The organism is Pseudomonas caspiana (assembly GCF_002158995.1).
Taxonomy (GTDB): domain Bacteria; phylum Pseudomonadota; class Gammaproteobacteria; order Pseudomonadales; family Pseudomonadaceae; genus Aquipseudomonas; species Aquipseudomonas caspiana.
In genome coordinates this window covers 45,722-68,000 of record NZ_LOHF01000023.1, presented here as the reverse complement: position 1 = coordinate 68,000, position 22,279 = coordinate 45,722, and the positions used below count along the sequence as shown (strand labels likewise).

General features: G+C 56.9%; 24 protein-coding genes. 5 read left to right on the top strand and 19 right to left on the bottom strand.

Going from position 1 to position 22,279, the window contains the following annotated elements:
• Window positions 1–6: 6 nt before the first annotated feature.
• The 3 genes from AUC60_RS22055 to AUC60_RS22045 are packed head-to-tail and all read right to left on the bottom strand — an operon-like array spanning window position 7 to window position 1,716.
• Entirely contained in the window at window positions 7–714 is a 708-nt protein-coding gene (locus AUC60_RS22055) for a prepilin-type N-terminal cleavage/methylation domain-containing protein (protein ID WP_087272710.1), read from the bottom strand.
• Window positions 711–1,244 carry a type IV pilus modification protein PilV gene (gene pilV, locus AUC60_RS22050; protein WP_238599620.1) on the bottom strand — a complete coding sequence of 178 codons (534 nt, stop codon included), beginning with the start codon at window positions 1,242–1,244 and terminating at the stop codon, window positions 711–713. The genes AUC60_RS22055 and pilV overlap by 4 nt, the downstream gene beginning before the upstream one ends.
• The gene (locus AUC60_RS22045) at window positions 1,237–1,716 is read right to left on the bottom strand and encodes a GspH/FimT family pseudopilin (RefSeq protein WP_087272705.1); all 480 of its coding nucleotides are present in this window, start codon (window positions 1,714–1,716) and stop codon (window positions 1,237–1,239) included. Before AUC60_RS22045 ends, pilV begins: the two co-directional genes overlap by 8 nt.
• Before the next feature lie 131 nt (window positions 1,717–1,847).
• Here AUC60_RS22045 and AUC60_RS22040 point away from each other — a divergent pair, with 131 nt between their 5' ends.
• Window positions 1,848–2,345, top strand: coding sequence for a GspH/FimT family pseudopilin (locus AUC60_RS22040; protein ID WP_087272703.1), 498 nt, complete (start codon window positions 1,848–1,850; stop codon window positions 2,343–2,345).
• Between the two features lie 173 nt (window positions 2,346–2,518).
• Here the strand turns inward: AUC60_RS22040 and ispH are convergent, their stop codons facing one another.
• From ispH to murJ, 6 genes are all read right to left on the bottom strand, one after another.
• Window positions 2,519–3,466 (bottom strand): 4-hydroxy-3-methylbut-2-enyl diphosphate reductase, encoded by a 948-nt coding sequence (ispH, locus tag AUC60_RS22035; RefSeq protein WP_087272699.1) that lies wholly within the window; start codon window positions 3,464–3,466, stop codon window positions 2,519–2,521.
• A 62-nt stretch (window positions 3,467–3,528) separates the two neighbouring features.
• Window positions 3,529–3,981 (bottom strand): FKBP-type peptidyl-prolyl cis-trans isomerase, encoded by a 453-nt coding sequence (fkpB, locus tag AUC60_RS22030; protein ID WP_087272697.1) that lies wholly within the window; start codon window positions 3,979–3,981, stop codon window positions 3,529–3,531.
• Window positions 3,974–4,477 carry a signal peptidase II gene (lspA, locus tag AUC60_RS22025; protein WP_087272694.1) on the bottom strand — a complete coding sequence of 168 codons (504 nt, stop codon included), beginning with the start codon at window positions 4,475–4,477 and terminating at the stop codon, window positions 3,974–3,976. Before lspA ends, fkpB begins: the two co-directional genes overlap by 8 nt.
• Complete coding sequence (ileS, locus tag AUC60_RS22020) at window positions 4,470–7,301, bottom strand: isoleucine--tRNA ligase (protein ID WP_087272691.1); 2,832 nt, start codon at window positions 7,299–7,301, stop codon at window positions 4,470–4,472. Before ileS ends, lspA begins: the two co-directional genes overlap by 8 nt.
• A gap of 9 nt (window positions 7,302–7,310) precedes the next feature.
• Complete coding sequence (gene ribF / locus AUC60_RS22015; protein WP_087272688.1) at window positions 7,311–8,249, bottom strand: bifunctional riboflavin kinase/FAD synthetase; 939 nt, start codon at window positions 8,247–8,249, stop codon at window positions 7,311–7,313.
• A gap of 132 nt (window positions 8,250–8,381) precedes the next feature.
• Window positions 8,382–9,920 (bottom strand): murein biosynthesis integral membrane protein MurJ, encoded by a 1,539-nt coding sequence (gene murJ / locus AUC60_RS22010; protein WP_087272686.1) that lies wholly within the window; start codon window positions 9,918–9,920, stop codon window positions 8,382–8,384.
• Window positions 9,921–10,172: 252 nt separating this feature from the next.
• Here murJ and rpsT point away from each other — a divergent pair, with 252 nt between their 5' ends.
• Entirely contained in the window at window positions 10,173–10,451 is a 279-nt protein-coding gene (gene rpsT, locus AUC60_RS22000) for a 30S ribosomal protein S20 (RefSeq protein WP_027899711.1), read from the top strand.
• Between the two features lie 157 nt (window positions 10,452–10,608).
• Here the strand turns inward: rpsT and AUC60_RS21995 are convergent, their stop codons facing one another.
• From AUC60_RS21995 to rplU, 5 genes are all read right to left on the bottom strand, one after another.
• Window positions 10,609–11,079 (bottom strand): CreA family protein, encoded by a 471-nt coding sequence (locus tag AUC60_RS21995; RefSeq protein WP_087272683.1) that lies wholly within the window; start codon window positions 11,077–11,079, stop codon window positions 10,609–10,611.
• Between the two features lie 179 nt (window positions 11,080–11,258).
• Window positions 11,259–12,377, bottom strand: coding sequence for a glutamate 5-kinase (proB, locus tag AUC60_RS21990; protein ID WP_087272787.1), 1,119 nt, complete (start codon window positions 12,375–12,377; stop codon window positions 11,259–11,261).
• Window positions 12,378–12,480: 103 nt separating this feature from the next.
• Window positions 12,481–13,704 carry an Obg family GTPase CgtA gene (gene cgtA, locus AUC60_RS21985; protein ID WP_027899708.1) on the bottom strand — a complete coding sequence of 408 codons (1,224 nt, stop codon included), beginning with the start codon at window positions 13,702–13,704 and terminating at the stop codon, window positions 12,481–12,483.
• Between the two features lie 234 nt (window positions 13,705–13,938).
• Window positions 13,939–14,214, bottom strand: coding sequence for a 50S ribosomal protein L27 (rpmA, locus tag AUC60_RS21980; RefSeq protein ID WP_002551972.1), 276 nt, complete (start codon window positions 14,212–14,214; stop codon window positions 13,939–13,941).
• A 34-nt stretch (window positions 14,215–14,248) separates the two neighbouring features.
• A complete protein-coding gene (gene rplU / locus AUC60_RS21975; protein ID WP_003176051.1) occupies window positions 14,249–14,563 on the bottom strand; it encodes a 50S ribosomal protein L21 in 315 nt (104 codons plus the stop codon).
• A 240-nt stretch (window positions 14,564–14,803) separates the two neighbouring features.
• Here rplU and AUC60_RS21970 point away from each other — a divergent pair, with 240 nt between their 5' ends.
• The gene (locus tag AUC60_RS21970; protein WP_087272680.1) at window positions 14,804–15,772 is read left to right on the top strand and encodes a polyprenyl synthetase family protein; all 969 of its coding nucleotides are present in this window, start codon (window positions 14,804–14,806) and stop codon (window positions 15,770–15,772) included.
• Window positions 15,773–16,107: 335 nt separating this feature from the next.
• A complete protein-coding gene (locus AUC60_RS21965) occupies window positions 16,108–16,350 on the top strand; it encodes a PA4570 family protein (RefSeq protein ID WP_087272677.1) in 243 nt (80 codons plus the stop codon).
• 79 nt (window positions 16,351–16,429) lie between these two features.
• On the opposite strand, the gene AUC60_RS21960 is transcribed toward AUC60_RS21965, so the two are convergent.
• The 5 genes from AUC60_RS21960 to AUC60_RS21940 all read right to left on the bottom strand — a co-directional run bounded on the left by AUC60_RS21960 (window position 16,430) and on the right by AUC60_RS21940 (window position 21,474).
• Window positions 16,430–17,047, bottom strand: coding sequence for a BamJ family beta-barrel-assembly machinery protein (locus tag AUC60_RS21960; protein WP_087272674.1), 618 nt, complete (start codon window positions 17,045–17,047; stop codon window positions 16,430–16,432).
• Window positions 17,048–17,221: 174 nt separating this feature from the next.
• Entirely contained in the window at window positions 17,222–17,527 is a 306-nt protein-coding gene (locus AUC60_RS21955; protein WP_087272671.1) for a DUF6482 family protein, read from the bottom strand.
• A 141-nt stretch (window positions 17,528–17,668) separates the two neighbouring features.
• Entirely contained in the window at window positions 17,669–18,157 is a 489-nt protein-coding gene (locus AUC60_RS21950) for a TIGR00645 family protein (protein WP_027901846.1), read from the bottom strand.
• Between the two features lie 175 nt (window positions 18,158–18,332).
• A complete protein-coding gene (locus tag AUC60_RS21945; RefSeq protein ID WP_087272669.1) occupies window positions 18,333–18,662 on the bottom strand; it encodes a PA4575 family protein in 330 nt (109 codons plus the stop codon).
• A 376-nt stretch (window positions 18,663–19,038) separates the two neighbouring features.
• Window positions 19,039–21,474 carry a Lon protease family protein gene (locus AUC60_RS21940; protein WP_087272666.1) on the bottom strand — a complete coding sequence of 812 codons (2,436 nt, stop codon included), beginning with the start codon at window positions 21,472–21,474 and terminating at the stop codon, window positions 19,039–19,041.
• Between the two features lie 281 nt (window positions 21,475–21,755).
• On the opposite strand from AUC60_RS21940, the gene AUC60_RS21935 reads away from it, so the two are divergent.
• Window positions 21,756–22,244 (top strand): DUF3015 domain-containing protein, encoded by a 489-nt coding sequence (locus AUC60_RS21935; protein WP_027901843.1) that lies wholly within the window; start codon window positions 21,756–21,758, stop codon window positions 22,242–22,244.
• Window positions 22,245–22,279 lie beyond the last annotated feature (35 nt).

The window sequence follows — 22,279 nt, the reverse complement described above, 5'->3', positions numbered from 1 at the left end:
ATCCGTTCAGAACCGGTTACGCAAAGCGGCAACAACGTTATAGGTCTGGTCACGTACTTTACCCGTCGGGTCAAATACGACCAATGTCAGGCGCACGCTGCGAATATTAGAGGCGAGCGCGGTGCTGTCGATAATCTTGATGTAGGACATCGGTGATCCGGTTACCCCGAAATCGACGGTGAATGCCCGGACGTTGCTCACCAACGGTTGTGCAGGCTCGGTACCATTTCCGACCTTCACTCTCAGATCGGTTCCGACCAGACTGTAAGTGATCTTGCGCAAAGGGAAGCTGGTTTCTCCCCCACCCGGCGCTCGCGTGCCGTTATAAATCCGGGAAGTCGTCCTGCAATCGGACACCACACTCCAGGTCGGCGAACTGCCGGAGGTCCCCACGTCTGCGGTGACAAGGGTGAGCGTATTGTTGGCGTTATCCCAGAGAATCGGATTATTGAGATCCGCAGGTTTGGCAATGGCTGGGGCGACTATCGTCGTATCGAAATCAACGCAGCCGTACATTCCGGTCATGCGGATTTCCTGCATCAACTTGCTCAGGGCGAAGCGCGCATCTTCCTGCATCCTTGCAGCAGCATTCTGAGATTGATAAGTACCTTTGGAGGCAATGAAAATCTGCACGATCCCCATGCTCACGATCAACCCCAGCACCAGCGCCACCATGATCTCGACCAGACCAAACCCTCGGACAGATCTATTCATGGGGCTACCACGTCGTTGACACCGATGCGTGAGCTCAGAACAAACTGTTGTGGATTTGTCGCGCCCGGGGTTCTCCCCAGAAACGTATCGCTTGCAGCGGCAGCCCGCGTGTCATCCCAGGTAATGGTGATGGTCACAACAGGCTTGGCGATCACGATTTTGCTGGCAGCACCGGAGGCACCGGCAAAGTTGGTGATATTGGTGCTGAAGTCAGCAAGGTCTTGCGTGACGGCATTGCTCATATTGCTGGCACTGGCTGCGGGCGCATTGGCCAATGAAGCCAGGGCATAGCTGGCCAGGACATTGGCGCTATTGTTCGCGGCGTTACCATCCACGTTCGCCCGGATGCGGTCCATCATGTCGTAGGCAATGAAACTGGCCTGACTGGTCATCGCCGAGCTATCGGTGTACCGCAACGCGTTCAATTGAATAGCCGCAGCCCCCAACAGACCAATGCCTAAAATCAACACCGACACCAGCACCTCGATCAGCGTCATGCCAACCTGACTACTCTTTCGTCCCTCAACCATCGCAATTTCCACTCGAAACTATTCGGCCGTTCAAGCATACATACACAGTCTTGGTGATCGTCGTGCCCAGTGTGTAAGTCATTGCGACGGCACTGGCCGGAGCCGAGAGCCCACCAAGGTTATTGAACTCGATCAAATTGACACCCGGAACAGCCAGCGCCGACCCCGTTCCCATGGGCGATGTGACCCTCAAAGCCGACGCGCTGGAAGTATCTGACGCCAGCACCACCTTAAGCGCAGTGTTCCATGCCGTACCGTCGACATTGGGCCGAACCTGAATGTTCACACCTCTGTTTATCGCCTCAAGCCGGGCATAGTTGAGCGCGCGCTGCAAATCACTGACTTCGGTATCAGCCTTTGAACTCTGTATCGAACTATTGAAACTGGGAATGGCAATAGCCGCGAGTATCCCCACCAACGACACAGTGATTAACAATTCGATAAGGGTGAACCCCTTGGATCGCTGAGTCATTGAGTGTCTCCTTGACGTTACGACTATAGGACAGCATCCAGAGCTGAAACTGTAAACAGGGATGTACGGTTGTTTGGCAGGGACGAACGCCCGGCTGGCATTCAAATGACAATTTCCAGGGAGGGAAATATATGAAACAAGCTGCTTTTACGATTATCGAGCTAGCAGTCACGATGGTAATCATCGGACTGATCGTTACCCTTGCCGTTCCGGCATTCAGTGAAATAGTCATGAGCCAGCGCAGGCTTGATGTAGCCCAGCAACTGGCCAGCGGCATACGCACGGCGCGAACGGAGGCGATTCTTAGAAGTCGGCCAGTGGTGATTCGGGCCATCGAAGACAACTGGAGCAAAGGCTGGCAGATCGTGGTTGATCCGAAAAACAGCGAAGATGATCTCGTGCTGACGGAGCGGACTCGAAGCGGGAAAGTGCCAGTCTTCGGCAACCAACATGTCACTCGACAGATTCGCTTCAACGCCTTGGGGTCGCCATCAGACAGCGGATTCGTGGCTGGAAGACTCTTCATCTGCGACGTGAATGACGCGCTGAGCCATCACACAGTAGTGATGGCCAATACCGGCAGGGTCAGAATTGAAAGTGTACCCAAGCCGGAAAAGCTTTGTGGTTAAGTCATCTGAATCGGGAGGTTGCCGCTTCACGCTGGCCTTGCAGCCCCCTGCCTGCAACGCATTTTCTGTAGGAGCTCACGAGCACCGCGAGGCAGCGATGGCGGTCTTTCTCATACACCGCTATCGCGGCCTCGCGGTGCTCGTGCGCTCCTACAGGTCCGTCATTCGCCGCATTACAACAGCGACTTGACCCGCAATTCCTTGGGCATCGAGAAGGTGACGTTCTCTTCGCGGCCAGCCAGTTCGTCGGCACCGGTCGCGCCCCAGGCGTGCAGTTGCTGGATCACGCCACGCACGAGCACTTCCGGTGCGGAAGCACCTGCGGTGATACCGATGCGCTCAACGCCGTCGAACCAGCTGCGCTGCATGTCTTCGGCGCCATCGATCAGGTAAGCCGGGGTAGCCATGCGCTCGGCCAATTCACGCAAGCGGTTGGAGTTGGAGCTGTTCGGGCTGCCAACGACCAATACCACGTCGCACTCATCGGCCAACTGCTTGACCGCATCCTGGCGGTTTTGCGTGGCGTAGCAGATATCATCCTTGCGCGGCCCGCCAATCGCAGGGAAGCGCGTGCGCAAGGCATCGATAACACGACTGGTGTCGTCCATGGACAACGTAGTCTGGGTCACGAACGCCAGCGCTTCAGGATTGCGCACCTGAAGGCTGGCGACGTCCTCTTCATCCTCGACCAGATAGATCGCACCACCATTGCTGGCATCGTACTGCCCCATGGTGCCTTCGACTTCCGGGTGACCCTGGTGGCCGATCAGGATGCATTCACGACCGTCGCGGCTGTAGCGCGCTACTTCGATATGTACCTTGGTCACCAGCGGGCAAGTGGCATCGAACACTTTCAGGCCGCGGCCCGACGCTTCGGTGCGCACCGCTTGCGATACGCCGTGAGCACTGAAGATCACGATGACGTCGTCGGGTACCTGATCCAGTTCTTCAACGAAGATTGCGCCACGAGCACGCAGGTCTTCGACAACGAATTTGTTATGAACCACTTCATGGCGCACATAGATCGGCGGGCCAAACACTTCCAGGGCGCGATTGACGATTTCGATCGCACGATCCACTCCAGCGCAGAAGCCGCGGGGGTTGGCGAGTTTGATTTGCATGGGGTGCCTCGTATCTACGTGCAAAACAGCCCAACAAAAGTCGGGCTCAGGTTCAAGCTTGCTTAGAGCGCCTTGACCTCGAAGATTTCCACTTCGAAGTTCAAGGTCTTGCCCGCCAGCGGGTGATTGAAATCGATGGTCACTTGCGCGTCATCGAATGCCTTCACTACGCCCGGCAGCTCAGTATTGGCCGCATCATTGAAGATCACCAGCAAACCTTCCGACAGTTCCATGTCCTGAAACTGCGAACGCGGGATGATCTGCACATTTTGCGGGTTCGGCTGACCGAAGGCATTTTCCGGCTGAATCTGCACGGTGCGCTTGTCTCCAGCCTTGAAGCCGAACAGCGCAGCTTCAAAGCCAGGCAGCAGATTGCCGTCCCCCACCTTGAACGTCGCCGGAGCTTTTTCAAAGGTGCTGTCGACTGTCTCGCCGTTCTCCAGGCGCAACGCGAAATGCAGAGTGACTTCCGTGTTCTGACCGATGCGTTGCTCGGTCAATAACTGTTCAGTCATTAGCAGGTTCTCCGGTTTTCTTGCTCTTGAACATGTCCAGCGCCAGCATGATTGCGCCGACAGTAATCGCGCTGTCAGCGACATTGAACGCCGGGAAGCCGTGCTCTTTCCAATGAACAAAAATGAAGTCGATGACGTGACCGATAGCAACACGGTCGTACAGATTGCCGAGCGCGCCGCCCAATACCAATGCCAGAGCAATGGCCAGCCAGGTGTCATCACGCCCAAGACGCTTGAGCCAGACCACGAGCACCACACTGACCACAACAGCAATCAACGCAAACAGCCAGCGCTGCCAGCCCGAACTGTCCGCCAGGAAGCTGAAAGCCGCGCCGGTGTTGTAAGCGAGCATCCAGCTGAAGTAGTCCGGAATGATCACGATTTGCTCGTACAACTCCAGGCGGTTCTCGAAGTAGTACTTGGTGGCCTGGTCAACGACCAGGACCAACAGACTCAACCAGAGCCAGGCCAAGCGGCCAAAAGCTGCCTTAGGCATAGTGACGAACCTCGCCTGCACCGCTGATGTTGTCTACGCAACGACCGCAGATTTCCGGATGCTCCGGATTCACACCCACGTCAGCACGGTGATGCCAGCAACGGGCGCACTTGGCGTGGCTGGATTTGACTACCTTGAGCTTCAGCCCTGCCACTTCGGTCACTACTGCATCGGCCGGAGCATCGAGCAATGGCGCGACACTGGCCGTGGAAGTAATCAATACAAAGCGCAGCTCGTTGCTCAGCTTCGACAGATCGGTGACCAGTGCGTCTTCAGCATACAGAGTCACTTCGGCCTGGAGGTTGCCGCCAATCGCCTTGGCTGCACGCAGATTTTCCATTTCCTTGTTGACCGCGACCTTCACCGCCATGATCCGCTCCCAGTAGGCGCGGTCCAGCTCGAAGTCAGCCGGCATTTCGCTCAGCCCCTGATACCAGGTGTTGAGCATGACCGACTCATTACGCTCGCCCGGCAGGTACTGCCACAGCTCATCGGCGGTGAACGCCAGGATCGGTGCGATCCAGCGAACCAGCGCTTCGGAGATGTGGAACAACGCGGTCTGGCAAGAGCGACGTGCCGTGCTGTCCGCTGCCGTGGTGTATTGGCGATCCTTGATGATGTCCAGATAGAAACCACCCAACTCCTGCACGCAGAAGTTGTGGATCTTGGAGTACACGTTCCAGAAACGGTATTCGCCGTAATGCTCTTCCAGCTCGCGTTGCAACAGCAAGGCACGGTCTACCGCCCAACGATCCAGCGCCAACATGTCTTCCGGCGGCAGAATATCGGTAGCTGGATTGAAACCGCTCAGGTTCGAGAGCAGGAAACGGGCAGTGTTGCGGATCCGGCGGTAGGCATCAGCACTGCGCTGCAGGATCTGATCGGAAACAGCCATTTCGCCGGAGTAGTCAGTCGCCGAAACCCACAGACGCATGATGTCTGCGCCCAGCGAATCGTTGACTTTCTGCGGCGCCACGACGTTGTTCAGCGATTTGGACATCTTGCGACCGTTTTCGTCGACGACGAAACCATGGGTCAGCAATTCGCGGTAGGGCGCGTGGTTGTCGATGGCACATCCGGTCAGCAGCGACGAGTGGAACCAGCCACGGTGTTGATCGGAGCCTTCCAGGTACAAGTCGGCACGCGGGCCAGTTTCATGCCCCATCGGGTGCGAACCGCGCAGCACGTGCCAATGCGTAGTACCCGAGTCGAACCAGACGTCCAGCGTGTCGGAAATCTTGTCGTACTTCGGCGCTTCGTCACCCAATAGCTCGGCAGCGTCCAGCTTGAACCAGGCTTCGATGCCTTCTTTCTCGACGCGTTTGGCGACTTCTTCCATCAACTCAACGGTGCGCGGATGCAGTTCGCCGCTTTCCTTGTGCAGGAAGAACGGGATCGGCACGCCCCAGTTGCGCTGACGTGAAATGCACCAGTCAGGACGGTTGGCGATCATCGAGTGCAGGCGCGCCTGCCCCCATGCCGGAACAAATGTGGTGTCTTCGATAGCCTTGACCGCCCGCTCACGCAGGGTGTCGCCAGCTTCAGGCTGCTTGTCCATGCCGACGAACCACTGCGCGGTTGCGCGATAGATCAGCGGAGACTTGTGGCGCCAGCAGTGCATGTAGCTGTGAGTGATGGTTTCGGTGTCCATCAAACTGCCCACTTCGGCAAGCTTGTCGATGATCGCCTGGTTCGCCTTGAAGATGAACTGACCACCGAAGAACTCCAGCGAATCGACATACACACCGTTGCTCTGCACCGGGCTGAGGATGTCGTCGTTGGTCATGCCGTATTTTTTGCAGCTGACAAAGTCGTCCACGCCATAGGCCGGGGCGCTGTGTACAACGCCGGTGCCAGCGCCCAGCTCAACGTAGTCGGCCAGATACAGCGGCGACAAACGGTCATAGAACGGGTGGCGGAAATTGATCAGCTCCAGCGCAGCACCGGTCGCGGTGGCGATAACGGTACCTTCCAGCTTGTAGCGGGTCAGGCAGCTTTCAACCAGCTCGGCGGCCAGCACCAGCAGCCTGTCGCCAACATCAACCAGCGCGTATTCGAACTCGGGATGAACGTTCAGCGCCTGGTTGGCAGGGATGGTCCACGGGGTGGTGGTCCAGATCACGATGGCGGCAGGTTTGCTCAACGATTCCACGCCAAACGCGGCCGCCAGCTTCGCTTCATCGGCAACCGGGAACGCCACGTCGATGGTGGAAGACTTTTTGTCTTGATACTCGACTTCTGCTTCAGCCAGAGCCGAGCCACAGTCGAAACACCAGTTCACGGGCTTGAGCCCCTTGAACACGAACCCGCCCTTGACCATTTCCGCCAACGCACGGATTTCCCCGGCTTCGTTGGTGAAGTTCATGGTCAGGTAAGGATTGCTCCAGTCGCCCAGGACACCCAGACGAATGAACTCGGACTTCTGCCCTTCAATCTGTTCGGCGGCATAAGCGCGGCACAGCTCGCGAGTCTTGTCCGCGGACAGGTTCTTGCCGTGAGTCACTTCAACCTTGTGCTCGATCGGCAGACCGTGGCAATCCCAACCCGGAACATAAGGCGCGTCGAAACCCGCAAGCGTTTTCGAGCGCAGGATCATGTCCTTGAGAATCTTGTTAACGGCGTGACCGATGTGAATATTGCCGTTGGCATAAGGAGGACCGTCGTGCAGAACGAACTTCGGACGATCCTTGCCAATTTCGCGCAGCTTCTGGTACAGGCCAATGCTGTCCCAGCGCTGCAGAGTTTGCGGCTCGCGCTGGGGCAGGCCGGCCTTCATTGGGAAGGCGGTGTCCGGAAGGTTTAGCGTGGCTTTATAATCGGTCATTTCAGGCTCTTAATTAGCGGGTTGGCCATGCCAATGGGCACGGGCGGCGGCGACATCCGCATTGATCGCCGTCTTGAGCGCCTCCAGTGAGGCGAACCGCTGCTCATCGCGCAGCTTATGGTGGAAAGCCACCGTCAAACGCCGGTCGTAAAGATCACCGGCAAAGTCCAGAAGATGCACTTCAAGGTGGGCACTGCCATCACCTGCCACGGTCGGACGAACGCCAATATTGGCGACACCCGGCCAGGTCTTGCCATCAATGCTCGCACTGACCAGATAAACCCCGGTCAGCGGCACACGACGCCGTTTGAGCTGCACGTTGGCCGTGGGCGTACCCAACTGCCGCGCGAGTTTCTGGCCGTGCAGAATCCGCCCGGTAATCCGGAACGGACGTCCGAGCATACGCTCGGCGAGGGCGAAATCCGCCACTGCCAGAGCGTTACGCACCTTGGTACTGCTGACGCGAACGCCATCGATCTCAACGGTCTGCGCCGCCTCAACCGTAAAGCTGCGGGCATCGCCCGCCTTTTGCAGGAAGTCGAAGTCGCCGATCCGGTCGCAACCGAAGCGGAAATCATCGCCCACCTCTAAATGTTGTATGCCAAGCCCGTCGATCAACACGGTGTCGACGAACTCCGCCGCGCTGAGCTTACTCAAACGCTGGTTGAACGCCAGACACAGCACCCGATCAACGCCTTCAGCGGCCAGCAGCTCCAGCTTGTCACGCAAGCGAGCCAGACGGGCGGGAGCAGTAGCCGGAGCAAAAAACTCACGCGGCTGCGGCTCGAAAATAACCACGCAACTGGGCACGCCCAACTCAACAGCACGATCACGCAAGCGCCCCAGGATAGCCTGGTGGCCCCGGTGAACACCGTCAAAGTTGCCAATAGTGGCGACGCAGCCCCGATGCTGGGGGCGCAGATTATGGAGGCCTCGAACCAGCTGCATAAAGCACTTCTTGCTCATAAAGTGGCCGATTATAACCACACACAGCCCCGGACGACAGGAACACGCCGAGGCAAAACAACAGTCGCCGCTCCACAATGGGAAAAACCGACGACTACCCGTTACAACTCTTGCTTACAGCACTGCGCTGCGGGCGAAATCCTTAAGTCGGAAGCCCAATAGCAACAAAGTCGCGAAATACGCCACAACCCCTGCTGCCACCAGTGCGCCAAGACGAATGAAGCGCTCCAGCATTTGCCCGTCACTCCAGGCGGGCATCACGTGCATCAGGCCAAACAACACGCCAGACATCACCCCGACCGCCAGACACAGCTTGAACAGAAACTTCGTCCACCCCGGCTGCGGCTGAAACAGATCCTGCTTTCGCAACTGCCAGAACAGCAGCAGTGCGTTGATGCAGGCGCCAACGCTGATCGCCAGGGCCAGCCCGGCATGTTGCAGCGGTACGATAAAGATCAGGTTGAGCAGTTGAGTAACAATAAGGGTGAAGATTGCGATTTTCACCGGGGTGCGAATATTTTGTTGTGCATAAAAGCCCGGTGCCAGCACCTTGATGAGAATGATGCCCAGCAACCCCACTGAATAAGCGATCAATGCCCGCTGGGTCATGGCCGCATCCACTGCATCGAATTTACCGTACTGGAACAGGGAAACGGTCAACGGCTCGGCCAGAATCCCCAGTGCCAGAGTGCAAGGCAGAACCAGCACAAAACACAGGCGCAAGCCCCAGTCGAGAATTCTTGAATACTCCTGACGATCCTTGCTGGCATAGGTTTTCGAGAGGATCGGCAACAGGATCGTGCCCAAGGCCACCCCCAGCACACCTGACGGCAATTCCATCAAACGGTCGGCGTAGTACATCCAGGACACCGAACCGGCGACAAGAAACGAGGCAAATATCGTATTGATGATCAGAGAAATCTGACTGACCGACACGCCAAGGATGGCAGGCAGCATCTGCTTCATAACCCGCCAAACGCCGGTATCACGCAGATTCAGGCGCGGCAGTACCAACATACCGATCTTTTTCAGATGCGGCAGCTGATAGAGCAATTGCAGCAATCCGCCGACCAGTACCGCCCAGCCCAACGCCATCACTGGCGGGTCGAAATAAGGCGTCAGGAACAACGCAAAGAAAATCATGCTGACGTTAAGCAGGGTCGGCACGAAAGCGGGAACCGAAAAGCGGTTCCAGGTATTCAGAATTGCGCCAGCCAGCGAAGACAGCGAAATCAGCAATATATAAGGAAAGGTCACTCGCAACAGATCAGACGTCAGCGCGAACTTCTCCGGCGTATCGGCAAAACCCGGGGCAGTCGCCCAGATCACCCAAGGCGCAGCGATTATCCCGAGCAGAGTGACCAGTGCCAGAACCAGCGTCAGCAGCCCGGTGACATACGCCACAAAGGTGCGCGTCGCCTCCTCGCCTTGTTGGCTTTTGTATTCCGCCAGGATAGGCACGAATGCCTGGGAAAAAGCCCCCTCCGCAAAAATACGGCGCAGTAAATTGGGCAATTTGAAGGCAATGAAGAACGCATCCGTCGCCATTCCCGCGCCAAATGTACGCGCGATGATGGTATCGCGAACAAAGCCCAACACCCGGGAAAGCATGGTGATAGAGCTAACGGCAGCCAATGATTTGAGTAGGTTCATTAAAGAATTTAGCGCCTTGGCTAAAGGACAAGGCGATTAACCTGTCCATTTATGCGATACTCCGCGCCGCAAAAGCACAGAGGCAAAGCCGGCGAGTTTACAGGTCGCACACCGGAAATAAATATCCCGGTTGAACATAGCAACCACTCGGCGGAACCGATCACCAACCCTTGACAATCAATTCAGTCATCGGCATGATTCGCGGCCTATTTTGTAAGCTATTCCCTAAAAAGTCTTTCGAGGAGCTCGACGGTGGCCAACACACCTTCCGCCAAAAAACGTGCAAAACAGGCTGAGAAGCGTCGCAGCCACAACGCCAGCCTGCGTTCCATGGTTCGTACCTACATCAAGAATGTAGTTAAAGCCATCGACGCAAAAGACGCTGAAAAAGCACAAGCTGCTTATGTTCTGGCCGTGCCAGTTATCGACCGTATGGCCGATAAAGGCATCATCCACAAGAACAAAGCTGCTCGTCATAAAAGCCGCCTGAACGGTCACATCAAAGACCTGAGCGTTGCTGCTGCAGCCTAAGCGATAAGCTTAAGCCGTAAAAAAACCGACCCAAGGGTCGGTTTTTTGTTGTCTGCGATTTGATGAATTACAGTAACCCGGCAGGAGCGAACTTGTTCGCGAGGGCGGCGCATCAGGTACGACGTCTCGCGAACAAGTTCGCTCCTACCGGTAAATCTTAGGGCGCGGGAGCGGGCGACCACGGCAGGATCGGAATCGCCGTCACAGCATTCTGCGGACTACCTTCGATAATCCGGTCGCTGTAGACCAGGTAAACCAGAGCATTACGCTTTTTATCGAAGAAACGCACAACCTGCATGGTTTTGAACACCAGCGAGGTGCGCTCTTTGAAAACCTCATCACCGTCCTTCAGCTCGCCCTTGAAGTGAATCGGACCAACCTGACGACAAGCGATGGACGCCTCGGCACGATCTTCAGCCAGACCAAGACCACCCTTCACCCCTCCCGTCTTGGCACGCGACAGATAGCAGGTTACGCCATCGACTTTTGGATCATCGAAAGCCTCAACCACAATTCGATCGTTCGGCCCGACGAGTTTGAACACCGTCGACACCTGACCGATTTCTTCGGCAGAAGCCAGCATCGGCAGTACCAGCAAAGCCCCGAGCAACCCCTTAATTACGCGCATTACGTGTTCCTTATCTTGTAGATATCCGGCCAGCGCTACCCACCGCTGAAATGCGATACCCGGTAGGAGCGAACTTGTTCGCGAGACGGCTTTCGCCACAACGCATACAACTGCTCGCGAACAAGTTCGCTCCTACCGGAATCCCGCTTCGCCAAAGCAACGATGGGAATCAAGTGAATTCAAACCAGAATCAGGTTATCCCGATGAACCAGCTCAGGCTCAGCCATATAACCAAGCACCCGCACGATCGCATCCGATGACTGACCAATAATCTTCTGCGCCTCAAGAGCGCTGTAATTACTCAGACCACGAGCAACTTCGCGGCCATCAGGTGCAACGCACACAACCATCTCGCCACGACGGAAACTGCCCTGAACCAGCTTGACCCCGACAGGCAGCAGACTTTTATGATCCTTGCTCAGCGCAGCCACGGCCCCCTCGTCCAGCACCAACGTGCCGCGAGTTTGCAAGTGCCCGGCCAACCACTGCTTGCGAGCAGCAAGCATTTCACGCTCAGGCGATAACAATGTACCCAGTCGCTCACCGCCTTTAAGACGCGCCAGCACGCGCTCGATACGCCCACCCACGATCACCGTATGCGCCCCCGAACGGGCTGCCAGCCGCGCCGCACGCAACTTGGTCTGCATACCACCACGCCCGAGCGCACCACCCGTACCACCTGCTACGGCGTCCAGCGCCGGATCATCGGCACGCGCTTCGTAGATCAATTGAGCCTCAGGGTTGTTGCGCGGGTCAGCATCAAACATGCCGTCGCGATCAGTGAGGATCACCAGCAAGTCCGCCTCGACCAGATTGGCGACCAACGCCGCCAGGGTATCGTTATCACCAAAACGAATCTCGTCAGTCACAACGGTGTCGTTTTCATTGATGACCGGAACAACACCCAGATCAACCAGAGTGCGCAGCGTACTGCGAGCATTCAGGTAACGCTTGCGGTCGGAAAGGTCGTCATGGGTAAGCAGAATCTGCGCCGTGTGGCGGCCGTGCTCGGCAAAGCTGGACTCCCACGCCTGAACCAGCCCCATCTGACCAATTGCAGCGGCAGCTTGCAGCTCATGCATGGCACTGGGTCGCGAAGTCCAGCCCAAACGGCTCATACCGGCAGCCACAGCCCCGGAAGAAACCAGGACCAACTCAACGCCCGCCTCATGCAGCGCCACCATCTGCTCGACCCAAACACCCATCGCCGAACGATCCAGCCCCTTGCCATCCGCGGTCAGCAAGGCACTGCCAATCTTCACGACCCAGCGTTGGGCACCCGTCACTTTGCTGCGCATCATCTTCCAACCTTAGCCAGAGAATTTTGGTAGATACAAATTCAAGATATCAGATACAAAAACGCCGCTTATCTCTAAGCGGCGTCTAGTTTACTGCAGAGGATCAGTCGCGGACGTAAATGATTTCCGGACCGTCTTCATCATCCTCGTCTTCCTCATCCCAATCGTCTTCGCCGATGTCATGCACGCTCTTCACGCCGCTACGGCGCAACGCACGCTTGTCATCCAGCGCCTGCAACTGGGCGCGGGCTTCATCTTCGATGCGCTGATCCAGCTCAGCCAGCTCTTCAGCATAGCCAGGCTCTTCAGCAATGCGCTGAGCGCGCTCTTCGAGATAGCGCATGATGTCACGGCTAAGCTGCTCGGTGCCTTCTTTGGCAATCGCCGAGATTACGTAGACAGGGCCCGTCCATTCCAGACGATCAACGATCTCCTTGACGCGAGCCTCATGCTCCTCCTCAAGAATCTGGTCGCACTTGTTCAGTACCAGCCAACGATCACGCTCAGCCAGGGAAGGGCTGAATTTGACCAGCTCGTTAACGATGACTTCCGCAGCATCCGGAGCACTGCTCTCGTCCAGCGGAGCCATGTCAACGAGGTGCAGCAACAAGCGAGTACGCGCCAAGTGCTTGAGGAAGCGAATCCCCAAGCCTGCGCCACCGGAAGCACCTTCGATCAGACCCGGAATGTCCGCAACCACAAAGCTCTTCCAGCGATCGACACTGACCACACCCAGGTTTGGCACCAGGGTCGTGAACGGATAGTCAGCCACTTTCGGCTTGGCCGCAGAAACAGAGCGAATGAAGGTACTTTTGCCTGCGTTAGGCAAGCCCAGCAAACCAACGTCGGCCAGCACTTTCAGCTCAAGCTTGAGGTCACGCTGGTCGCCCGGCTTGCCCGGCGTAGTCTGACGTGGCGCACGGTTGGTACTGGATTTGAATCGGGTGTTGCCCAGACCGTGCCAACCACCCATCGCCACCAACAGACGCTGACCAGCCTTTGTCAGGTCGCCAATGACTTCCTGAGTGCTGGCGTCGATGACCGTCGTACCCACTGGCACGCGCAACACTAACTCTTCGCCCTTCTTGCCGGTGCAGTCGGCGCTGCCACCGTTGGAACCGCGCTCAGCATCAAAGTGACGGGTGTAACGGTAGTCAACCAGGGTGTTGAGGTTTTCGTCGGCGACCATGAAGATCGAGCCGCCATCACCACCATCACCGCCGTTAGGGCCGCCGTTTTCAATGAATTTTTCGCGACGGAAGCTCATGCAACCGTTGCCGCCGTCACCGGCTTTTACTCGAATCGATACTTCATCTACAAATTTCATAACGCACGCCTCCCGCCACAGGGACGAGCAGAACAACATAAATACATAAGACTCTTGCAAAAATGAGCGTTGCGATACCGATCAAAAACCAGTGACCCCACAGGTCAACATCACAACAGCCCGCACAAACAGTTTTGCAAGAGACTCACCAAAGCCTTTTAAAGCCTGCAGCCAACAATCTTCAAAAACGAAAAAGCCCCGTCGCGAGACAGGGCTTTTCCAGCTGCTGCATGATTACGCTGCGGAGACTTCAGTCTTCGGAACGATGCTCACGTAGCGACGACCGAAGGCGCCTTTAACCTGGAACTTGATCACGCCTTCCACTTTCGCGAACAGGGTGTGATCTTTGCCCATACCAACGCCGTAGCCAGCGTGGAATTGGGTACCGCGCTGACGCACGATGATGTTGCCCGGAATGATAGCCTGGCCGCCATACATCTTCACGCCAAGGCGTTTGGCTTCTGAGTCGCGACCGTTACGGGTACTACCACCAGCTTTTTTGTGTGCCATGAGTCAATTCTCCTAGTGAGGGATTAGGCTGAAATTAAGCCTGAATACCGGTGATTTTGATCTCGGTGTACCACTGGCGGTGGCCCATACGCTTCATGTGGTGCTTACGACGACGGAACTTGATGATGCGAACTTTGTCGTGACGACCTTGGGAGATCACTTCAGCTACAACGGTAGCGCCGGCAACAACTGGTGCGCCGATGTTAACGTCGTCGCCGTTGGCAACCAACAGAACACGATCAAAAGTAACGGATTCGCCGGTAGCGATTTCCAGTTTTTCGATCTTCAGGTATTCACCTGGAGCAACTTTGTACTGCTTGCCACCGGTAACGATTACTGCATAAGACATGGTATTTCTCCGTAAATCCTGCTCACCCAGCTCTTTATAAGTAGAGTATCGGCTGGCATGGCTGCTCGGGGCTGGAAAGGCCCGGTCGCAATTGCGTAAGGCAGGTGCTGCCCAGGAAAGTTAGGGTGCGCGATTGTACGCAAGGCATCAAGCGGTTGCAAGAGGCGGGACGTCATACCTTGACACGCTCTAACCCGCAACCTAGCATGCGGCGCAACCCTTCTGGAGCACCTCTCGCTGATGCAACCTCAAGCCTTCTACCGCGCTGTGGCGGACGATTTTAGTGCCGTCGACGTCATTATCAAGAAGCAACTGACGTCGCGGGTACCGTTGGTCTCGAAAATCGGCGACTACATTACCTCGGCAGGTGGCAAACGCCTGCGTCCGCTGCTGGTTCTTTTGTGTGGCAAGGCTCTGGGTCGCGAAGGCGATGACGTCCGTCTGCTGGCCGCCACCATCGAGTTCCTGCACACCGCGACCCTGCTCCATGACGACGTCGTCGACATGTCCGGCATGCGCCGTGGCCGCTCTACCGCCAATGCTCTATGGGGCAACGCGCCAAGCGTTCTGGTCGGTGACTTCCTTTATTCGCGCTCCTTCGAAATGATGGTCGAGCTGGGCTCGATGCCTGTCATGAAGATCCTGTCGAAAGCGACCCGGGTCATTGCCGAAGGCGAAGTGCTGCAGCTGTCGAAAGTTCGCGACGCCAGCACCACTGAAGAAATCTACATGGAAGTGATTCGCGGCAAGACAGCCATGCTGTTCGAAGCCTCGACTCACAGCGCCGCCGCCCTGTGCAACGCCACCGACGAGCAAAGCGAAGCGCTGCGCACGTTTGGCGACCACCTGGGCGTGGCTTTCCAGCTGGTAGACGACCTGCTCGATTACCGCGGCGACGCAGAAACCCTGGGCAAGAACGTCGGTGACGATCTGGCCGAAGGCAAGCCGACCCTGCCGCTGATCTACACCATGCGCGAAGGCACTGCCGAACAGGCTGCTTTGGTGCGTCAGGCCATTCAGAAAGGCGGCCTGGAAGATCTGGAAAGCATCCGCAATGCCGTCGAGAGCTCAGGCGCTCTGGACTACACCGCACAGTTGGCCCGCGATTACGTCGCTCGGGCGATCAAATGCCTGGATGCCCTGCCGCCAAGCGAATACCGCGATGCGCTGGTCGAACTGAGCGAGTTTGCAGTAGCGCGTACGCATTGATCGCCATGCGCTGTTAAAAAAGCCCGTCCTTGTGACGGGCTTTTTATTGGTGATGCGATTTTGCTGAGGGTCAGAAATCCTTTGGGAACCGCTGATGACGTGGGACCGGCTTTAGCCGGGAAAGCTGACTGTAAGACTACATAAATGCAGCGACTGTACCTGCCTCTTCCCGGCTAAAGCCGGTCCCACGTCGTCAGCAGCCGAGCGCGAAAATAGAGCCCCGGCCACCTGACCCAAATCAACCACTCAGCGTAAAATGCGAACAATTCTCAATAGAGACTTGCTATTCCGCCAATAAGAATTATTCTCATTGAAAACCTTCAAGGAGAAGCGACATGACTTATTTGATCGATGCATGGCTGGACCGCCCTCACCCTTATCTGCGAATTCTGCATCGCGAGACCGGGGAAGTGTGTGCCGTGCTAGAGGAGGAAGCGCTGGATGAGCTGCGGGATCAGGGGGACCTGGACGTCAATGAGCTGAGCTCAAGCGAGCCGATCGTGCTCAAGGAGCTGGTGCGCAATCTTTTTCTGTTCTGCTATGCCCGAGCCTTGCGCCCGATCACGGAACTGCACTGACCATGAAGCCAGTCTTTGAACAGGTGCAGAGCAAACCGTCAGGCTCGCTCTGCACCTCACTGAATCGACTTGAAAGCGATCAGAGAACGTCGAGCAGCTCGACGTCGAATACCAGCACGCTGTGCGGCGGGATGCTGCCAACGCCCTGAGCGCCGTAAGCCAGCTCGCTCGGTACGTGCAGACGCCATTTGCTACCGGCGTTCATCAGTTGCAGCGCCTCGGTCCAGCCAGCAATAACGCCACCGACCGGGAACTCAGCAGGCTCGCCACGCTCGTAGGAGCTGTCGAACACGGTGCCATCAGTCAGCATGCCGTGGTAGTGAGTCCGAACCTGATCTTCACGGGTCGGCTTGGCGCCAGTACCGGTGGTCAGCACTTCAAATTGCAGGCCGGAAGGCAGAGTGGTGACGCCTTCGCGCTTGCCGTTCTCAGCCAGGTAAGCCAGGCCAGCACCAGCAGCTTCTTCAGCTTTGGCAGCTGCTTCGGCTTGCATGATTTCGCGGATGACTTTGAAGCTGGCGGTCATTTCTTCTTCGCCAACACGGCTTGGTTTGCCACCGAACGCATCGGTCAGGCCAGCCAGGATCGCTTCCAGGTTAACGCCCGGCGGAGGGTTGTCGCGCAGTTGGCCGCCCAACTGACGGCCAATGCCGTAGCTGACGCGAGTTTCGTCGGTGGACAGGTTGACTTCGGACATATCACTGCTCCGCTAAAGGAGCGCCTGAACCAGACGCTCCGAATCAAAAGGGCGAGCAGCCTAGCACATGAAGTACCGGCATAGGCCACTGTAGGAGCTGCCAAAGGCTGCGAAAGCAATATTCCTGACACGCCGCTGTTCGCAGCCCGCGGCAGCTCCTGGAAAAATCACAAACTACCACTTCGAATGAAAACTGATCGGCACCCGCAGCGCATCGCGCTTATCCACCGGCATACCGCACATTTCGTCGTGAACCACCGCGTGAACCAGATGAAACGGCACAGGGTTAAAGTCTTTGAGCAACTCGCGAGCATGCTCCACGGAGCGTAACCGGACCGTCTCGCCCCGCTCGCCCCTTAGAAGCTGTATATCGCCTTGAATGCGCGCCTCGAGCAGATAAATCCCGCCTTCGATGGAGATCAGGTTCAATTCGTCGATACTGCCGGCATTGAGATGTACTGCCAATTCTTCTTCGGTCATCTGAATCCCTCGCTCAACTGTGTTTATGCAAGAACGCGATCGCTAAACAAGGTAACGGATTTCAGCCACCTGAAACGACGCCGCCCGTCCATTTTTCAATGGCCGGGCGGCGGCGGTTTGAAGCTTTGTAAGCAGCGCTGATCAGTGCTTGGTGACCTTGTCCAGATACCCCATGGCAAATGCCGAAACAACAAAGGTCATGTGGATGATCACGTACCACATCAGGTATTGCGGCTCGATGTTCTTGGCGTCCATGAACACCCGCAACAGGTGAATCGAAGAGATCGCCACGATGGAGGCTGCCACTTTCATCTTCAGCGACGAAGAATCCATGGTCCCCAGCCAGTTGAGCTTCTCTTTGCCTTCATCGATATCCAGCTGCGACACGAAGTTTTCGTAGCCAGAGATCATCACCATTACCAGCAGGCCACCCACCAGCGCCATGTCGATAAGGGACAGCAGAACCAGAATCAGGTCAGCCTCGGCCAACGCAAACACGTTAGGCAGAACGTGAAAGATCTCCTGGAAGAACTTCAGCACCAGTGCCAGCAAACCCAGGGACAGACCGAAATACAGAGGGGCCAGCAGCCAGCGCGAGGCGTACATGGCATTTTCGACAAAACGTTCCATTTGAACTCACAGATGCGTGGAAATGCCGGCGAGTATACCAGTCGCCCAACGATTCGCAGAATGTGACCTAAAGCCACGCATGAGAGATTTAACGCAGAAGTCGACGAAACCACTGCTGCCCTCCACATCGACCATGTGAATCGCAAGGTAACGTCGTAACGCAGATTACAGCGGGCTAGAACGGGGAAGAACGCTGAGCCTTGGAGACATCGCCGTTGATACGGCGCAACTCGCTCTGCAGGTGCAGACTCCAGATGGGCATATCATCGACGGCTTCATAACCGCTTGAAGTCAGACTCTCGGCGATGGCCAGCATCACCGATTCGGCAGCAGGGGCTCCGGGAAACGGTCCTTGCGTCTTGATTGCCGACGGTTGTTCCCCGGTCATTCCAGCAGCGAACAGCAACGTCCACATGCCATTGTCGCCAGAAAGGGGGCGTATCACACACTCGATTCGGGTCATGAGACCCAGGCATTGGCGGGTAAGGCAGAGGCTGCGCGACATGGCGAGCTCCTCGTTGGCTACGGTATTCGCCGCACTAAAAGTGCTGTAAGGCGCGTCAGTCCCTTTGACAACCGTGGTACCGAGACAGAATAGAAGAAAAGCTGAATTGGGAAAGTTGAGGGGATGAACGGAGAGTCCGTGAGCCCGCTATCAGACCCTGTACGAGCTCATTGAGGTTACGAGGCCAGCAATAGCGTTCCGTCTGACAAACCGCGATCGCTGCCGTCGTTACCTCCGGCAACTCCTACAGAACAGGCCTGACAGAGACCCTGTAGGAGCCATCGGAGTTTACGACGGTCGCGATGGCGGTGTATCAGGCAAACCGCGATCGCTGGCCTCGTAACCTCGGTGAGCTCCTACAGGTCCGTGCTTGCGTTTAAGCTTTGAGTTCTGGCGCCAGTTGCGCTGGCTCCTTCTCCAGCTCTTCCCTCAGGTCATCATCGCTGAGCATTTCGGCGATGTCCCGCAGACGCTCGACGACCCGGGCGTTGACGCTGCCCTCAGGGAATTCGCCCTTCTCATCCGGTTCGCCAGCGGGTTCGCCCACCAGCAAGCTCAAGGCTTCATCTGCCTGACGCACCGCATAGACGTGGAACTGACCGGCGCGCACCGCCTGCAGTACACGTTCATCAAGCATCAGTGTCGCCACGTTGGCTTGCGGGATAATTGCCCCCTGCTCCCCCGTCAGACCTCGCGCCTCACAGAGTCGGAAGAAGCCTTCGATCTTCTCGTTGACCCCACCCACCGCCTGCACTTCACCGAACTGGTTAATCGAACCGGTGATAGCGAAGCACTGCTTGAGCGGCGTTTTCGACAAGGCCGAAATCAGCGTGCACGCCTCGCCCAGCGACGCACTGTCGCCATCCACGTAACCGTAGGATTGCTCCAGCGCGATACTCGCTGAAATCGCCAACGGAAATTCCTGCGCATACCGGCTACCCAGATAGCCGGTGAGAATCATCACGCCTTTGGAGTGAATCGGCTGACCGAGGTTGACCTCACGTTCGATGTCGACAATGCCGCTGCCGCCCGGATAGACCGTGGCGGAAATACGCGCTGGCACACCAAAAGCCGAATCACCGACTTCCAGCACGGTCAGGCCGTTGCACTTGCCGACCGCAGCCCCGTCGGTGTCGATCAGAATGATGCCAGCCATCATGTCGTCGAGGATTCGCGCTGACACACGCCCGGTACGCGTGGCCTTGGCCTTGAGCGCCCGTTCGATATGGCCCGCGTCGGTCTGCTCATCGTTAGCCAGTTGGCGAATGAAATCCGCCTCGCTGACCAATTGGAACAAATCACCGATTCGCGCCGACAGACGTCCCTGATGCTCCGCCAGGCGAGCGCTGTAGGTCGCAAGGCGCGCAACAGCATCGGCCGTCAGCGGCGCCATGCCTTCTTCCGAAGTACGGGTTTTCAGCAACTGAGCGAACTGCTCCAGGGTTTCGTCGTACATCGGGATGTCTTCGTCGAAATCCACCAGCACCCGGAACATCTCCTGGAAGTCCGGATCCAGGTCTTGCAGGGTGTAATACAGCGACCGCGCACCGATGATGATCACTTTGACCTGCAACGGAATGACTTGCGGGGTCAGGCTGACCGTGGCCAGACGCCCCATTTCACCCAGCGGCGACTCCATTTTCAGCTTGCGCGATTGCAGGGCGCGCTTCAGAGCGTCCCAGACAAACGGCTCGCTGAGCATTTTCTCCGCTTCGAGAATCAGGAAACCGCCGTTGGCGCGATGCAACGCACCGGGTCGCAACTGACGATAAGTGGTGTAAAGCGCGCCTTGATCGGTGCTGTATTCGATGCGGCCAAACAGGTTGTCGTAAGTCGGATGTGGCTCGAACACGACAGGCGCACCACCGCTAGCCGAGTGACCTACCACCAGACTCGGGCTGTATTGCTCTTCAAGCAGCTTGCGCGCCTGAGCATCAGTCTTGCTGTCGTCGACCAGTTGCTCGACCACAGTTTTCAGCAGGTAAACCTGCATCGCCTGCAAATAGGCACAGACCGCAGCGTTTTCCGCGTACTGCTCAGACAGTGGCGCCAGCAGCGGTTGCAGCGCCAGGGTAATGGTCTCTTCGTTCAACTGACGCAGTTGATTACTGGACTCACGCTTCCACTGCGGCAGGCTGGCTAGTTCCTCGTTCAGGCGCTCTTCAAGCCCCGAAATGTCTTCATGGAACCGCTCGCGATCAGCTTCCGGGAGTTGCGAAAACTCGGCTTCGTCCAGCGCCTTGCCCTCCAGCATCGGGGTAAAGGCAATGTTGGTGCTGTCCCGGTATAACGCGATGTCTTTTTCCAGCGCCAGACGTTCGATCACGTCCAGTGCCTTGTCGTAACGCTGATTGAAAGCGCGGTCGATAGCGCTTTTCTTTTGCTGGTAGGACGGATGCTCGAAAACGGCCGGGAAAGTCGCCAGCAGGTTATCGATCAAGCCGCCAATATCCGTGATGAACTGATGCGCGCTGCCCGGTGGCAATTCCAGCGCACGAGGCTCGCGGGGTTCGTCGAAATGGTTGACATAAACCCAGTCGCTCGGGGTTTGCAGGCGCTTGCCTTCGGCCTTGAGGTAACGTTTCACAAACGAAAAACGCCCGGTACCGGGCTCGCCCATGACAAACACGTTGTAACCCGGGCGCGGCATGGCCACACCAAATTGCAGGGCTTCTACTGCTCGTTCCTGGCCGAGCACACCGCGGAAAGGCTCCAGATCATTGGTCGTCGAAAAGCTGAACTGTTCAGCGGAAAAAGGACGCGTCAGCGCTTCAGGCGCAAGACGCAGGCTGGCAGCAACAGTATCGGGCATCGGGCATCCTTACATCAGGCGGGGCAGATGGCGGCATTCTGGCGCTCGCTGGACTCGACTTGCAAGACAGTAAAGAACTCAAGTCGTCACAACTCCCGCAGTACGCTGGCCAGAGCGTTATATCAATGCGTTTTTTTGATGAACATTTTGTAATAAAAGGCGGAACCCTTGGATAACGCCTAAGCTCCAACCTTGGCGCACCAGACATTTAACGCTGGACGCCTTGGCGCAACTGAAGCCATGAACCCTGACCCTTGGTTGAATATAAAGAGAATAAAGCTATGAAACGGATTCTTCTTGGTAGTCTCTTCGCAGCTGTTTCCATCAACGCTATGGCCCAGGCTCCTGGTGGCCCGGATTGCGGCTGGGGCAACATGTTGTTCGAAGGTCAACGCGGTACTCCCGCTCATTTCCTCGCATCAACCACTAACGGTACTTCGGGTAACGCCACTTTCGGCATGACCTCGGGCACCAATGGCTGCTCCACCAACAGCGCCCTGACCTACGGCGGTAAATCCTGGATTGCCATGAACGGCATGATGGACGAGCTCTCCAAGGACATGGCAATGGGTCAAGGCGAAGCACTGACCACTTACGCGGTCGTGCTGGGCGTTGCACCGGAAGACCGTGCGCATTTCGCCGCTGTCACCCACGAGCACTTCAACCAGATTTTCAGCAAGGCAGACGCCACCGCTGAAGACGTTCACACCAATACCCTCGACGTACTGAAAAACGATCCAACCCTGGCCAAGTACGCTACCCAGGCATAAGCTCGTTGCGCCCGCCCTTCCACTCGGAGGGCGGG

Excerpts from the sequence above, each read along its gene's own strand:
- fkpB (WP_087272697.1), bottom strand. The coding sequence starts at position 3,981 with ATGACTGAACAGTTATTGACCGAGCAACGCATCGGTCAGAACACGGAA.
- ribF (WP_087272688.1), bottom strand. The coding sequence starts at position 8,249 with ATGCAGCTGGTTCGAGGCCTCCATAATCTGCGCCCCCAGCATCGGGGC.
- AUC60_RS21955 (WP_087272671.1), bottom strand. The coding sequence starts at position 17,527 with ATGACCGAAGAAGAATTGGCAGTACATCTCAATGCCGGCAGTATCGAC.
- AUC60_RS21960 (WP_087272674.1), bottom strand. The coding sequence starts at position 17,047 with ATGTCCGAAGTCAACCTGTCCACCGACGAAACTCGCGTCAGCTACGGC.
- proB (WP_087272787.1), bottom strand. The coding sequence starts at position 12,377 with ATGCGCAGCAAAGTGACGGGTGCCCAACGCTGGGTCGTGAAGATTGGC.
- ileS (WP_087272691.1), bottom strand. The coding sequence starts at position 7,301 with ATGACCGATTATAAAGCCACGCTAAACCTTCCGGACACCGCCTTCCCA.
- AUC60_RS21950 (WP_027901846.1), bottom strand. The coding sequence starts at position 18,157 with ATGGAACGTTTTGTCGAAAATGCCATGTACGCCTCGCGCTGGCTGCTG.
- murJ (WP_087272686.1), bottom strand. The coding sequence starts at position 9,920 with ATGAACCTACTCAAATCATTGGCTGCCGTTAGCTCTATCACCATGCTT.
- cgtA (WP_027899708.1), bottom strand. The coding sequence starts at position 13,704 with ATGAAATTTGTAGATGAAGTATCGATTCGAGTAAAAGCCGGTGACGGC.
- ispH (WP_087272699.1), bottom strand. The coding sequence starts at position 3,466 with ATGCAAATCAAACTCGCCAACCCCCGCGGCTTCTGCGCTGGAGTGGAT.
- rpmA (WP_002551972.1), bottom strand. The coding sequence starts at position 14,214 with ATGGCACACAAAAAAGCTGGTGGTAGTACCCGTAACGGTCGCGACTCA.
- AUC60_RS22045 (WP_087272705.1), bottom strand. The coding sequence starts at position 1,716 with ATGACTCAGCGATCCAAGGGGTTCACCCTTATCGAATTGTTAATCACT.
- AUC60_RS21965 (WP_087272677.1), top strand. The coding sequence starts at position 16,108 with ATGACTTATTTGATCGATGCATGGCTGGACCGCCCTCACCCTTATCTG.
- AUC60_RS21995 (WP_087272683.1), bottom strand. The coding sequence starts at position 11,079 with ATGCGCGTAATTAAGGGGTTGCTCGGGGCTTTGCTGGTACTGCCGATG.
- AUC60_RS21935 (WP_027901843.1), top strand. The coding sequence starts at position 21,756 with ATGAAACGGATTCTTCTTGGTAGTCTCTTCGCAGCTGTTTCCATCAAC.
- AUC60_RS21970 (WP_087272680.1), top strand. The coding sequence starts at position 14,804 with ATGCAACCTCAAGCCTTCTACCGCGCTGTGGCGGACGATTTTAGTGCC.
- AUC60_RS21940 (WP_087272666.1), bottom strand. The coding sequence starts at position 21,474 with ATGCCCGATACTGTTGCTGCCAGCCTGCGTCTTGCGCCTGAAGCGCTG.
- lspA (WP_087272694.1), bottom strand. The coding sequence starts at position 4,477 with ATGCCTAAGGCAGCTTTTGGCCGCTTGGCCTGGCTCTGGTTGAGTCTG.
- AUC60_RS21945 (WP_087272669.1), bottom strand. The coding sequence starts at position 18,662 with ATGTCGCGCAGCCTCTGCCTTACCCGCCAATGCCTGGGTCTCATGACC.
- pilV (WP_238599620.1), bottom strand. The coding sequence starts at position 1,244 with ATGGTTGAGGGACGAAAGAGTAGTCAGGTTGGCATGACGCTGATCGAG.
- AUC60_RS22055 (WP_087272710.1), bottom strand. The coding sequence starts at position 714 with ATGAATAGATCTGTCCGAGGGTTTGGTCTGGTCGAGATCATGGTGGCG.
- rplU (WP_003176051.1), bottom strand. The coding sequence starts at position 14,563 with ATGTCTTATGCAGTAATCGTTACCGGTGGCAAGCAGTACAAAGTTGCT.
- AUC60_RS22040 (WP_087272703.1), top strand. The coding sequence starts at position 1,848 with ATGAAACAAGCTGCTTTTACGATTATCGAGCTAGCAGTCACGATGGTA.